12 protein-coding genes are annotated in these 14,019 nt (G+C 41.4%); 3 read left to right on the top strand and 9 right to left on the bottom strand.

The features are described from left to right. Window positions 1-24 precede the first annotated feature (24 nt). Window positions 25-2,196, bottom strand: coding sequence for a TonB-dependent receptor (locus PY091_RS08275; RefSeq protein WP_275649235.1), 2,172 nt, complete (start codon window positions 2,194-2,196; stop codon window positions 25-27). A 383-nt stretch (window positions 2,197-2,579) separates the two neighbouring features. On the opposite strand from PY091_RS08275, the gene PY091_RS08270 reads away from it, so the two are divergent. Continuing rightward, window positions 2,580-2,792 (top strand): hypothetical protein, encoded by a 213-nt coding sequence (locus PY091_RS08270; RefSeq protein WP_275649234.1) that lies wholly within the window; start codon window positions 2,580-2,582, stop codon window positions 2,790-2,792. A gap of 130 nt (window positions 2,793-2,922) precedes the next feature. Here PY091_RS08270 and PY091_RS08265 read toward each other — a convergent pair whose 3' ends face one another. Genes PY091_RS08265 through PY091_RS08245 form a run of 5 tightly spaced genes read right to left on the bottom strand, consistent with a single transcriptional unit; the run spans window position 2,923 to window position 6,547 of the window. After that, window positions 2,923-4,461: a DUF4301 family protein gene (locus tag PY091_RS08265; RefSeq protein ID WP_275649233.1), complete on the bottom strand. Its 1,539-nt coding sequence runs from the start codon at window positions 4,459-4,461 to the stop codon at window positions 2,923-2,925. Next, complete coding sequence (locus PY091_RS08260; RefSeq protein WP_275649232.1) at window positions 4,442-5,023, bottom strand: ATP-binding protein; 582 nt, start codon at window positions 5,021-5,023, stop codon at window positions 4,442-4,444. Before PY091_RS08260 ends, PY091_RS08265 begins: the two co-directional genes overlap by 20 nt. Further along, window positions 4,984-5,619 carry a nicotinamide riboside transporter PnuC gene (gene pnuC / locus PY091_RS08255; protein ID WP_275649231.1) on the bottom strand — a complete coding sequence of 212 codons (636 nt, stop codon included), beginning with the start codon at window positions 5,617-5,619 and terminating at the stop codon, window positions 4,984-4,986. Before pnuC ends, PY091_RS08260 begins: the two co-directional genes overlap by 40 nt. Beyond that, the gene (locus PY091_RS08250) at window positions 5,603-5,863 is read right to left on the bottom strand and encodes a YkoF family thiamine/hydroxymethylpyrimidine-binding protein (RefSeq protein ID WP_275649230.1); all 261 of its coding nucleotides are present in this window, start codon (window positions 5,861-5,863) and stop codon (window positions 5,603-5,605) included. Before PY091_RS08250 ends, pnuC begins: the two co-directional genes overlap by 17 nt. 42 nt (window positions 5,864-5,905) lie before the next feature. Next, a complete protein-coding gene (locus tag PY091_RS08245) occupies window positions 5,906-6,547 on the bottom strand; it encodes a 4'-phosphopantetheinyl transferase family protein (protein WP_275649229.1) in 642 nt (213 codons plus the stop codon). A gap of 73 nt (window positions 6,548-6,620) precedes the next feature. On the opposite strand from PY091_RS08245, the gene ahcY reads away from it, so the two are divergent. Continuing rightward, window positions 6,621-7,937 (top strand): adenosylhomocysteinase, encoded by a 1,317-nt coding sequence (gene ahcY / locus PY091_RS08240; protein WP_275649228.1) that lies wholly within the window; start codon window positions 6,621-6,623, stop codon window positions 7,935-7,937. A 70-nt stretch (window positions 7,938-8,007) separates the two neighbouring features. Here the strand turns inward: ahcY and PY091_RS08235 are convergent, their stop codons facing one another. Beyond that, window positions 8,008-8,586: a DUF3332 domain-containing protein gene (locus tag PY091_RS08235; RefSeq protein ID WP_275649227.1), complete on the bottom strand. Its 579-nt coding sequence runs from the start codon at window positions 8,584-8,586 to the stop codon at window positions 8,008-8,010. Between the two features lie 147 nt (window positions 8,587-8,733). Between PY091_RS08235 and PY091_RS08230 the strand changes: the two genes are divergently transcribed. Next, window positions 8,734-9,846 (top strand): D-TA family PLP-dependent enzyme, encoded by a 1,113-nt coding sequence (locus PY091_RS08230; RefSeq protein WP_275649226.1) that lies wholly within the window; start codon window positions 8,734-8,736, stop codon window positions 9,844-9,846. A gap of 2 nt (window positions 9,847-9,848) precedes the next feature. Here the strand turns inward: PY091_RS08230 and PY091_RS08225 are convergent, their stop codons facing one another. Together PY091_RS08225 and PY091_RS08220 are read right to left on the bottom strand one after the other, a co-directional pair. Then, complete coding sequence (locus PY091_RS08225) at window positions 9,849-10,871, bottom strand: phytase (protein ID WP_275649225.1); 1,023 nt, start codon at window positions 10,869-10,871, stop codon at window positions 9,849-9,851. 110 nt (window positions 10,872-10,981) lie between these two features. Then, window positions 10,982-13,882, bottom strand: coding sequence for a TonB-dependent receptor (locus tag PY091_RS08220; protein ID WP_417956884.1), 2,901 nt, complete (start codon window positions 13,880-13,882; stop codon window positions 10,982-10,984). Between the last annotated feature and the right edge of the window lie 137 nt (window positions 13,883-14,019).

Here is a 14,019-nt window from a genome sequence, read left to right as displayed (position 1 = left end):
CGGACACTTTATAGCTTCAACTACCTAAAAATTGATTGTTGCACCCAACAAGAAGTTAATTCCTGCTTGGGGGTAGAATCCAGCTCCTTCAATAGTGGTTACCGCTCCAGGACTGGACCAATTGTCATCGTAGGTGTAAAAATACCCGTTGGAAACAATGTCCGCATCAAAAATGTTGTTTACCAAACCTGAAAGCACAATACTTTTGATAAATGTATTCGTATTTATGGTGTACTGCACATTGAAATCCGTCTGCGTGTAACTATCCAAAACAGAAGACTCAGCATCGATATTACCCATATACTGCTTACCCACAAACTTAGACAATAGCGATACTTGAAAGCCTTCACGTGGCATATATGATATAATATTACCGGCAATCAATTGTGGAGAATAGGCAATATGGGTGTCCCCCAGGTTTTGAAGCTCTCCGTCCCTTTCAAAAAAGAAATCAATATTGCGGTTATCGCTCAGCGCTAGGTTTGGACTCCATCGAAAAGATTTGGATATGCTTACATTCGCATCTATTTCCAGACCCATGCGGTAGCTATCGCCCACGTTGGACCTAAGCGGTGCACCTACATCGTTCAATTCTCCTGTTAGCACCAATTGGTCTTTATATCTCATATAGTACACATTGGTATTCAACTGAAAGCTCGGTGAGACATATCGCCATCCCAGTTCAAAATCGTTGAGTTTTTCTGGTTTAGGACTTCCACTTTCATAGTCATTACGGTTGGGCTCCCGATTGGCCCTGGCATAGGAGAAATAGAAATTATTGTTTCTGTTTAAATCGAATGTTATACCCGCTTTGGGATTGAAAAAATTGAACGAATCGTCCACTAATCCTGTATCGTCCCCATTGGCCTTATATGTAACACCTCGGTATTGTAGGTCTCCGAACAGGGACCATTGATCTGTCAATTTATAATTGGCTTTGGTATAAACATTGAAATCTGTTTTGGTAGATGTATCATCGTAATATCTATCCCGTATTTCGGTATTGCCTGCATACTCGGCCCAAATAATCTCACCAAAGTGGTCTCCTTTGTATTCGTTATAGCCACCACCCATGATGAGCTCCAAATTATCGTTACTGTAGGTTGCGGAAAAAATGGTCCCATAAAAGTCATTGTCCAACCATCGGCGGCGAATCAAATCGGTAGTTTCCACCAAATCACCATTTACCGTTATAGGCTCCAACCCGTAGGTAGCGAAATCATCATCGTCCCTATATTGTTCAAAAAAGCCCCTACCACGGGTATAGTGCACCGCTAAATGGGTGTTCCAAGCGGAATTCCAGGTTTCGTACCAGTGCAATTGGAAATGATCTTGCTTGTAATCATCCACCTCATTATCATAAAATTGAGCATTCCCATTACTATCAGTATAAGCTCCGGCAGAATTGTAGGTGCGGTCATTTTCCAATTGTTCAGCAGTAATTCCGTTCCAAGCTTGATAAGTAACCTCATGCCCACCGAACAGCAAAGCCTTGACCAGGGTACTTTCATCATTATAGACCCCTTGAAGAAAATAACCATCCAATTCCGAAGCGGCCCTGTCTACATAACCATCAGAGGTGACCCTTGATAGTCGGCCAGAGAACTCAAAATAATCGTTTAGCAGTCCAGTACTGAACTTCACATTGTTCCGAAGGGTATTAAAACTACCTACGGAAGACGAAATTCTAGCATAGGCCTCCTCTGAAAAAGCATCCGTAAGCATATTCAAACTAGCGCCAAAAGCACCGGCTCCGTTCGTTGATGTCCCAACTCCACGCTGTAATTGTAAACTTTGTGTAGAAGAGGCAAAATCGGGCATGTTCACCCAAAAGGTCCCTTGGGATTCCGCATCGTTATACGGAATTCCATTAATGGTCACATTAACGCGGGTGGCATCGCTACCACGAACCCGAATACTTGTGTACCCAATACCTGCACCTGCATCCGAAGTGGTGACCACTGCAGGCATAAAGTTCATTAATATGGGTACATCCTGCCCTAAATTACGTGGAGCAAGTTCAACTTTGTCCAAATCCGAAAATGTAATGGGAAATTCTTTGGTAACCCTTACGGCTTGGACCAATACTTCGTCCAAGACTACCTTTTTCCCTTCTAGGGAATCGATTTGTTCTTCTTGGGCACTTACGGAAAGTGCCAGCCCTAAAAGGGCCAATGTTGTGAATAAAGTTTTCATTCGTAAAAATGTTACGAATAAAAGGGGCTGTTATTCTTTGTTAATAATTGATTGTTGTTTCTAAAGAAACATAGAAATTCCAAGATGCGGCTTGCGCATTCCCTTGGCAGCATTACCCGCCCAGGTTCATTGGGTATAATCTCAGCCTTTTTTAAAAAAGCACCCCTTTGAGATGCCACAAATGTAAGATGTAGTGTCCGGTTATCATAACAAAATTTTCAAAAACTGAAGGACCAAGGAATACACTCGCCTAAAAAGGAAAGGCCGCCGAAGCAGCCTTTCTTAATTGCCAATTAATGGTCACAAGGAAAAAAGACCATGGTACAGATTGGCATTATGGACAATACATGGATAGTGTTTAGATAGCATCATCCTGCTTTTTGATGTCCTTATCATTATTTCTGTTTTTCAAGTACGATATTAATATGTACAAGGCCAAGGCCAATGAAATCAGATTAAAGAACAGGACTATTTTATATAACATATTTACGTTGTTGCCTAACGTTTCCGAGCACTATGAAAAGAAAGCCGCACAAAAAGCGCGGCCTCTTACCAAATCAACCAACCTAGTTGAAACAACCCGCAAGGATTATTAAAATTTAATCATGTCATCGAAAACATTTTCGAATATATCTTTAAGACACACCTTTTGTTTATAGGTCATAATCGGCCATAAAAAAACCCGCAACTTTTATGAAGCGGGTCCCATCTTTAAATGTTTATTTTCTATGCCTGATGTGTCGGCTTCAATAAATCGTTCACTGTTTTTACCGGGTTAAAGGTCACCAAGGGCACTTCTACAAAAATTGTGTTCCAAAAAGCCATGGCACCGTTCCACAGACCTGGCAATTCGAGTGCTTTCAGCTCTTTTCCTTCTTTTGTTTTACCTGTGATAAAGCCTTGTTTAGGGTCAACATACTCCAATAAATTGAACTTTTCACCTTTATGGTTTCGAACCCCGCACACCAAATCAACTGGATTAAAGTGCGTTGCGTTTTGTAGGATGGCCGCTTGTTCCTTATCATCCATATCAATTTGAGCGGACTCTATAATTTGAAGTGAGATGTTACCATCACTATCTTTTATCCAAAATGGACCTCCACCTGGCTCGCCCTCATTCTTTACCATTCCACAAACTCTGATAGGCCGGTCAATCTTTTCCTTTAAAATTGCATTCTGCTCTCCCACGCTCAATCCATCATAATTGACAGGCATTCTTACATTAAGGTTTGTTTCCAAAAATGACTTTATTTCATCCGCTTTTTCAATGGAAACGCCTTCTTTGTCCAAAAGTTCTGCATAAGCAAATGCCTTATCCTGTACTTTCTTTAATACACCGGCCAACATTTTTTTACTATTGGACACGGTCTCCAAATTTTTATCGACCACCACATTATCAATGTTTTTAATGAATATGATATCGGCATCCTGATCGTTCAGATTCTCGATCAATGCACCATGTCCTCCGGGGCGGAACAAAATAGACCCATCGCTGTTTTTGAAAGGCTTGTTGTCCATGTCCACAGCTATGGTATCCGTAGATGGTTTTTGATTGGAATATGAAATAGTAAAATCGGTATCGGTGCGCTCAGAGATCTTTGGTGCCACCAATGCTTCTTCATCGGCGAACATCGCATCATGCTGTTCGGAAACCGTAAAATGAAGATTGGCCCTCCCCATAGTTTTGGCATAGAGTGCGGCTTCTTTTAAATGTTCTTCGAATGGGGTCGCAGTGCCCGAGCTATATTTATGAAAGGGCAAAAGGCCTTTTGGAAAAAATCCGTAATTAAGTCCGCTTTCCAATAACATCTCCTGCACAAAAAGATAGGCTTCCCCATCCTTGTTTGAGGCTTTACCATCGATTCGCGACATGATCAATTCATAAAAAGGAAGGTCTGAAAGGTTTTCCGTAAACTTTTTGGCATCGGAATCGCCCGTGCGTTCCAAATATTCGGACAACTTTTCCTTTGATGGATCGTAACTGTCCAAAAAATTGAACATGGCTTTGAACATTCGCGATGCAGCACCGGAAGCAGGCACAAATTTTAAAAGATCCAAGTGCTTTCTGTGGTCTTCAAAATATTGAAGCAAATCTTGTTGTTCCTTTTCGGAGAACCGTAAAATACCATTGCCAACCACCGCAGCTTGCGACAATTGCACAAAAGGGATGCCCTCTTTAAATGTTTGTATTTGATTTTCTACTTTTTCTTTGGAAATTCCTTTGGAATCCAGTTGTTCCAAGTCTTTAGGACTTAATGCTATCATGTTTTTGGAGAAGTTTATCTATGTGTTCTATTGCTATGGAAAGCCTTGACGCTTTATTTCCCCTTAAATTAATGAATTTCCTGTTATTTTTCTCCAATGCTTCTTTGAAATACGCAAACATTCGTTCTCTTTCGTCGGGTTTGTCCCTAAGATCATCTGCCACCCATGGGGTATCTATATAGGTTAAAAAATAGAGGTCGTATGTGTTTTTTAACGCGTATTTTTCCAAAAGGGGGTCACAGGTACTATTGTAATAAGCTTCTGAATAGACTTTTGTTTCCAAAAGGTCGGTATCACATATAAGTACTTTGTTCGCTTTTTTTGCCAATTTGTTCTCCAAATCCATCTGGCCATAGGCGATGGGAACCAAATCGTGGGGTTCACAGGTCTTATGTTCCCTATCCCATTTGTCTTGGAGGTATTCCCTGGCATATTCTGGCACCCATTCTGTTTCGTAGTGTTCTGCCAGTTGCTTGGACAATGTTGTCTTGCCTGTGGATTCCGGTCCAAAAAGGACCACTTTTATGAGGTTTGTGGGCTCTTGGCCAAGTTTTTCTTCCATGCTAGATATCCCTGTATCGCTAGAACTGTAAAGATGAGGTACTGTAAAGAGAACATTCCCCATCCCCTATAGGCGTACAAAGGTACGGTTATTAAATCACCCAATATCCAAAGGGTCCAGTTTTCCAATTTTTTGTTGGCCATATACCACATTGCGGTGAAAAACACACCGGAAGTAAATATATCCACATAATTGGTGGGGCCTATTTCGGCACCAAATGCTTTATATACCCCATAAGTAACCAACATGGTCAGAAGAAAAAATCCAATACCTACCCATTTCTCCTTGGAACTGGTCCTGGTTATGTTCACCACAAGTTCTCTATTATCCTTACGTCGAGCCCAGTTCCACCAACCATAAATACTCATAATGGAATAGTAAAAGTTCATCATCATATCCCCGTACAGGTGGTCTACCAGAAAAATATATGTGGTTATCACCGTAGCGACCAGGCCTGTTGGATAAACCAATATATCCTCCTTTTTGGCATAGACAACACTAGCAATTCCAAAGAAAAAAGCTGTGGCCTCAAGGATGATCAGGGATAGTTCTCGGTCCTCGTAAGGGCCAAGGAAAAAATCAAAAATGGGGTTCATACTCGCTTCTGTCGGATTTTACCACTTTCATGGTCAGCACAACATGGTCCAAATTCTCAAAACTTTCCTTGATCTCGGTGTTGAGCAGCGCCATCACCGTATCGTAATCCCCAAACACTTGGGTGCTCAGCGGGTTTTCCAAAACAGTAAGTCCAGAATTTCGCAGCTTTTTTATAAAGGCAATGATCGGTGCTTCAAAATCATCCTGAAGGGGGGACAAGGTAAGCTCAACGGATATTTTCATGAAGATTGTGGATTTAGGACGTAAAACTACAAAAAGGATTCATCATCCTCCCATCATTTTTAGGGCATACACGCAGGTAAAACCTTCAAACTCCAAAAATTCGATTTCGTAATGCGACTTTTTTCCTTTGTACAGTATTTCGGCTACTGTTCTGGTATCTTCAAAAGAAAAGTCGATCACATTAATATGGCGTAGAAAACTTAATCCTTGCTGGGCATAAATTTTATAAAGGGATTCTTTGGCTCCCCAAACTATGGTCAACTTTCGCATTAATGCCTCCGTGTTGGCCAAGGTCTTGTACTCTTGGATCGGTGTAAATTTATGTGCGATCCTCAAAATTTTATCCCGTTGCATTTCTATATCGATACCCACCTCATCGCTCTCGCTAACTATAATGCCCGTAAAGTTATGGGAATGGGTTATGGAAATGTATTTTCCATCTTTAAGATGTGGTTTTCCAAAATCATCATAATACAGATCGTGGTCCACATAACCTGCCTTAGCCAATAAGTGCCGAATACTCAAAAATGCCCGTCGATGATCTTCAGATTTCATACCGTCCATTCGGTTTTGACAATGCTGCGTAAGCTCCACATCCTTAGAAAGTTCGTCTTCTGGTTCTGTCACTTTCCAGATATAAACCGAAGTGGTCGGGGAAACTGTTATTGTTTTGTAAATGGGCATCAACAAAAGTTATGTGAATTCGTATCTTTGTGCACTATTTAAGCGAAGCTACAAAAGTAAATTTATAAAAAGTATGAGCACAAAGACAATTCCGTATGTTCCTTATAAAGTGAAAGATATCTCTCTTGCAGATTGGGGAAGGAAAGAAATTGAGCTTGCCGAAGCAGAAATGCCTGGTCTTATGGCATTGCGTGAAGAATATGGCAGTCAACAACCTTTAAAAGGGGCAAGAATTGCAGGTTGTCTTCACATGACTATCCAGACAGCCGTATTAATTGAAACCTTGGTGGCACTTGGTGCAGAAGTAACCTGGAGTTCTTGTAATATTTTCTCCACTCAAGATCATGCCGCGGCAGCAATAGCAGCAGCTGGCATTCCAGTATACGCATGGAAAGGAATGACCGAAGAGGAATTTGATTGGTGTATTGAGCAAACCTTATTTTTTGGAGAGGACAGACAGCCATTGAACATGATCTTGGACGATGGAGGTGACCTTACCAATATGGTTTTGGACCAGTATCCGGAGTTGGCCGGAGGCGTTAAAGGGCTTTCGGAAGAAACTACTACTGGGGTTCACCGCTTATATGAAAGAATGAAGAAGGGAACACTCCCAATGCCAGCAATCAATGTGAACGATTCTGTGACCAAATCCAAGTTCGATAATAAATATGGATGTCGCGAAAGTGCCGTGGATGCCATTCGCAGGGCCACGGATACCATGTTGGCCGGCAAACGCGTGGTCGTTGCAGGTTATGGCGATGTAGGAAAAGGTACCGCAGCATCCTTCCGTGGAGCCGGTGCTATTGTTACTGTAACGGAAATTGACCCGATTTGTGCACTACAGGCCTGTATGGACGGTTTTGAAGTGAAAAAATTGGAAACCGTTGTGCCCAATGCAGATATTGTAATTACCACTACAGGAAATAAGGACATTATCCGTGAGGAGCATTTTAGAGCCTTGAAGGACAAAGCCATTGTTTGTAACATTGGGCATTTTGACAATGAAATAGATATGGCTTGGTTGAATGGAAACTATGGCGACACGAAGGATGAAATTAAGCCACAAGTTGACAAATATACTATTGATGGCAAGGACGTAGTGATTTTGGCAGAGGGTAGGTTGGTGAATCTTGGTTGCGCCACAGGACATCCAAGTTTTGTGATGAGCAACTCCTTTACAAACCAAACTTTGGCCCAGATAGAACTTTGGAAACACAGTGATAAATATGCCAACGAAGTGTATATGCTTCCGAAGCATTTGGATGAAAAAGTAGCTAAGCTGCACTTGTCCCGTTTAGGCGTCGAGTTAACGGAGCTGAACCAAGAACAAGCTGATTATATCGGTGTACAGGTTGAAGGTCCATTCAAGCCTGAGTACTACAGATATTAAAAACAGAAATGTTTTAAAGCAATAAACCCATGGCTTGCACCATGGGTTTATTGTTTTTATGATATTCTTATTAATCGGCCAACAAAGCTTCGCCATAGTAGCAACTCTTGCTTTCTTGCAACAAGGCCAATCCTTCTTCCTTAGTGCTCATTGGGTCGATTTTCACTTCTTCTCCGCTTGGCATATAAACAATATAGAACCCTTCCTCAAAAGAAGAAAGTTTAATGGTTTCTCCATTCGGACGTACTGCATTCCAAGATTTTTCATCTGGCTTGTACACCAAATCAATCTTCTTGCCTTTTTTAGGCCCTTCCACAACGGTCACCTGCATTCTGTTCTTGGTCGCGATCATCTCAAAGGTATTGCCATCGTGCTCTACCATTTGTGTTTCTGATTCTCCATCTTTCATCGCAATAGGATTGGATCCTGACCAGAATTCAATTACGTTGAAGATAATGGTATCCCCCAAGAAAAACAGCCCGTACACAGGAACAATGTTCAACCCCCAGAAAATAAGGTTGTCCAAGAACCTACTGTTTGTTAGACCTTGGTTCCAATCCTTCAAACTATTGAAAGCGCTAAAAGAACCTAAACAGCTGGTAAACAAAATAGAGCAGGCCAACAAAGAAGAAATAATTGCTTTTTTCATGATATAAAGATTTATAGTTAGTGCTATTAAAGCTACGAAAAGAATTTAACTCATGGCTCCTTTGTTGCCAACCTAGGAATTGAGATTGACAAATTTGTGCACTATCCCTTTTCGATTGTTACCTTTATTCCACGAAAAAATTTTCACATGAAAAACCATTGGTTTACCATCCAAAATATTGAAACAGTAGATTCTCCTTCCATTGTGCTCTACATGGAACATTTAAAACATAACGTCCAAGAAATGCTTTCTTTGGTCCATGGTGAGACCGAACGTTTAATGCCCCACATTAAAACCAATAAAATGCCAAAAGTGATGGAATATTTACTTTCTTCCGGTATCACCAGATTTAAGGCGTCTACTATTTCCGAAGCTGAAATTGCAGCTGCAGCAGGAGCGAAATCCATTTTGATAGCACACCAATTGGTAGGCCCAAAAGTTGATCGGTTCCTAAGTTTGGTGAAGCATTTTCCAAATACCCGACTTTCCACCATTGTGGATAATGTGGAAAGTGCGGAGCTACTGAACCAAAAAGCTTTAGAGCAGGGTATTATTGCAGATATATATATTGATGTAAACAATGGGATGAATAGATCGGGTATAGAAATAGGTCCCGGCCTAGATGAGCTCATTGCCTATTTAAAAATATGTAAATCGCTTTCCTTGAAAGGTTTACACGCCTATGATGGCCATTTAAGGGATGTTGATTTTGAAACCCGTAAACAACAAATAGAGTCGGGGGTGAAAGATGTAGAAACTTATTTGGGTGCCTTAAGGATAGATTATCCTGCAGCGGAATTGATTTGTGGTGGCACGCCATCCTTTACATCTCATGCACTACAAGAAAAAAGGATAACCAGTCCAGGCACTTGCGTACTTTGGGACTGGGGCTATGGTGAAAAGTTAACGGAGCAGCAATTTAAACCTGCTGCACTTTTGGTAACAAGGATCATTTCCAAACCTACCGATGGCATTATCACGGTTGACCTTGGACATAAATCGGTTGCTGCGGAAAACCCAATCGATAAAAGGGTCAAATTTCTAAACCTTGACGGTTACGAACTTATTTCACAAAGTGAAGAACATGGCGTGATCAAAGTAAAACAATGGGACAAATACAAGGTTGGTGATGTCCTTTATGGAATTCCCTACCATATTTGCCCCACTATAAACCTACATGATGAAGTTTCGGTAATCGAGAACGATAAAAAAGTAGATACTTGGCAAATCACCGCTCGAAAACGAAAGCTTACATTCTAGACTTACTGCAAGTCCAGTGCTTTGTTCAAATCATAAAAATAGAAGTTCTTTTCGTCGTTCATGGCCACGAAAAGACCATTGGCAAAGGTCTTGTTCAAGGGTACAGTGACTACATCGCAACCATCCGTCTCCAGAGTCGATAGATTTACCGCCTTTATAAAACTATTGTCCTTTCTGGAAAAAATATTGAACTGTCCGCGTTGTTGGTCCGATACAATAATGTAACCTTCTCCATTCGGATATCTGGCAATGGCAATACCTTCTATATCTTCTTGAAACAATTCACCACCAAAGCAGGCCAATTCCTCATCGCCCATGCTTGGTTCGGCATAATATTTTTTAATGCATTCCCCTTCATCGGAATAGTACACGTAGCCCATTTCGTTGTCCACGGCAATAGCTTCTATTTCCTTGCCCCCGGTAAAACTTCCGAACTTACGAACCAAATTGGCGGCAACCCCTGTACTGTCCGATTCAAATTTATATTGATATAAGTAAGAACCGCTCGGTCCAATTTTTCTGCTTACAATGGCATATACAGATGAATCCTTTGGGGATTTGTACAAACTGATTCCCATGGCCAAACGTTGTTCCACATCGGTCTCATCTTCAAATACTGGAAAACCTCCCCCATCGAGTGGTTTCATATCGGGCACGGAGAACAATCTGATCTGTTGCTTTTCCCTTTCCGTGAAAGCTATCACATCAACAGCCACGGAATCGTTGAGCTGAAAGCCATATTCCAAATCTACATTATTTGGTCTTTTAATGTTTTTGATGGATTTCTCCTCAATGATCTTTCCTTCAAGGTCAAAGGCGTAAACACCTCCGTTGGATTCTTTGTCGGTTCCGAACACAATACTTTTTGATGCATCTTCTGGGTTGATCCAAATAGCGGGATCATCAGTATCGTTCGGGGTTTTCTCTGTTATAATATCTGGTGCAATGGCTGGCAATGTACTCCCCTGCTGTTTACAGGACATTATGGCCAATGCCAGAAAAAATGGAATATATCTTTTAATCATTATAATGAATTTCAATAAAAAGTCAATTCGAGCATAGTCGAGACAGGCTTTGTGGTTCAAACCTTAAAAACCATCCCCACTGCGCTCGATGTGACATTATGTAATTTGAATTATTTTTTAAATAGATCGTACTTCAGTCCGAAGGTGAAACGAATATCGTAGAACTCCATCTGCTGTGTTCTTTCCTTCACTCCTTGGAAATAACGCAAAGGTTGATTGGTAATGTTGTTGACATCTGCATAAAGCCTCAAGTTCTTATTGATGGCATAGCTTGCATTGAAATCCAGGAAGAACTGAGTATCATAATATCTGTCTTCAAATGGATTTCCACCAATTTCATCGATATAGGAATCGGAAAAGTTAGCGGACAAACGTGCGCTAAATCTTTTGTCGGCATAGCCCAAAGAACCATTGAACATGTTCGGAGCCGTGTTGGGCAAATCCAAATCGGTACGCTCATCCCCATCCTCGTTACGAATACCATCTGCGCTTGAGGACAAGTAAGTATAGTTCAAATAAATACTAAAGTTTCTAGCAAAGCCTGGCAAGAAATCCAACTGTCTTTGGAAAGAGACCTCAGCTCCAAAAATGGAAGCGGAGTCCCCGTTAAGAGGTTGGAACACATCATAACCCGCTGTACCTGCTCCAAAAGCATCATTTGGCGCCTCAGTGATAAAGGTGTAGATAAAATCGTCTATTTTTTTATAAAACAGACCTCCAGAAATTATCCCAACACTTTCAAAGTAATGTTCCGCATTCAAATCAAAGTTCATTGATGTGGTCGGGTCCAGCTCTGGATTACCAACTACCACTTCGCTATCCTCAAAAATAATCTCGGCCCGTGGAATCATATCCTCATAATTGGGACGGGCCAAGGTGTTGGTCCATGCAAATCGAAGTACCGTACTATTGTTTAGGTCGTACTTAAAGTGTACACCGGGCAAAATATTGGTATATGAGTTTTCATCAGAAACTGCTTGAACCTCTATGCCTTCCTCAATTCCGGCTTCCTCATCCTCTTCAATGTAAAGCACGCGGTTTCCTTGGGTTTCCAGTTTGGTATTTTCAATCCTCAATCCTGCCAAAACGCTCAATTTGTTGGTAAGTTTTTGGTTGATCATGGCATATCCGGCCCACACATCTTCCTTAATATCGAAATTACCGGGCAGGTACTCATCCTGTACCGCTTCTCCATTGGAACTGTTTAAATCCAAAGAGCCCAACCACTCTTCACTGGCAAAGTTACCGGCCTCATATTTACTCCCTGGCAGATAATCTGGATCGGTATAGGATTTTACTGGCACATCGGCCAAAGTAGGGTACAAATCCTCCAAATCATACTCAAAGAAATCGTTGTTCCTGAGTTTTGATTTAAATCTTCCCCTTGCACCAAACTTTAGGCTACCTCCATTCCCGAACAAATCGGCCGGAAGTTCAAAGTTCAAGAAAAAATTGACGTCCTCTTCCTCGGTATATTGGTTTTCGTTGGTGATCTCCCCAAATTCAAATGCTCCCAAATCATTGAAGTCATCGGCGTTGGCAGCGGTCATTATAGGATATTTGGGATTACTGTTGTCGTTATTTATGATATACTCGGTCTCATATTCAGCATAACGCTCGTTTAAACGCTCTTCGGATGCTTTGGCATAGGCTGCCATCCAATCCACCTTTAAGGAGCCAAACAAATGGTCGCCCCCAAGTGTGTAATTTTGCATTCGTTGATCTTCCAATCTTCGATTATCGTTTCTACCACCGGCGATACCACCTTTGGACTGTCTTTTAACCTCTACCGGAAAACGGGTCAGTCTGCCATTGTTTAAGGTAAAATCACCTACCTCGATATCCTCACCATCCAATATTTCCTGCTCCAATCGAAACCTGTTTTCACGGTCGTCCCGCCAGTTATACATGGTTTTTAGGTAGATATTGTTGTTTGGGTTGATTTGGTAATCCAAGTTGGCAGAAAAACTTCTTCTCACCCTCTGAACCAAATAGGTCCGCTGTTCTGTTACATTGGTATATGGATCCACTTCGGCCTCCTCTAATATTGGCTCCCCTTCTTCATCCTCGGCACCCGTGTTGTACTCAAATTCGTTGTCCCACTCCGCTTCAATATTATCTGAACCAAAGTCGTTATCGTTGATGGTTGCGGAGAGCATCCATCCAAATTTTCCGTCATTTGTTCGGTCACCTATCAAAAAGGAACCGTTCAATATTCTTTTATCTGTGATAAAGTTGACACCTGACCCGGCAGTTGCGGAAATCCTAAATCCTTGTGGTGCCGTTCTGGTCACCAAGTTTACAGATCCACCCAATGCATCGGCATCCATATCGGGGGTTACGGCCTTGTTCACTTCAATGGTCTGGATCATATCCGAAGGAATCAGGTCCATCTGAACATTTCTGTTGTCAGATTCTGCGGAGGGAATCCTACTTCCGTTCAAGGTTACGGAATTCAATTGAGGCGAAAGACCACGAACAATAATGTTACGTGCCTCGCCTTGATCTACCTGCATTGTAATACCGGGGATACGTTTTACGGCATCGCCAATGTTGGCATCGGGAAATTTACCAATCTGGTCGGTGGACACCACATTGGTAATGTTCATGTTGTTTTTTTGCGTGTTCAGTGCCTTGGATTGACCACTCAAACCGTAAGCACTTACCTGTACTTCGGCCAACTCCACATTGGAAGAAACCAGTACAATGTTCACAGGAGTAGTTTTACCCGCTGTTACAGTGACTTGTTGCTCTACATCGGAATAGCCCATGTAAGAAACTTTCAAAGTATAATTCCCGTCTGGGATACTTACTAGGGTAAATTTTCCATCAAAATTAGAAATGGCTCCTTTTACCAAGGATTCTACATACACATTGGCACCTGGAACATAAATACCGTTCTCATCGGTTATTGTTCCTTGAATATTCCCTGTTTGCGCCTGGCCGATTGCCGTTCCAATAACAAGAAATAGCGTTACAAAAAGTAGTTTTTTAAGGTTCATCAATTTCATTTTGGTTTACGTTAGATTGCTTTCCAAAACTATGTATATCAACTCGTTATGATTTGAATTAAAAGGAAACAAAAAGGAAACAAAAGTGAAAATCGACAGAAACAAGAGAGCAACAATTACAGTTTTTTTACATTGGG

Source organism: Flagellimonas okinawensis, from assembly GCF_029194005.1.
Taxonomy (GTDB): Bacteria; Bacteroidota; Bacteroidia; order Flavobacteriales; family Flavobacteriaceae; genus Flagellimonas; species Flagellimonas okinawensis.
Note: the sequence above shows the minus strand (reverse complement) of the source record. Positions and strands in the feature narration are given on the sequence as shown.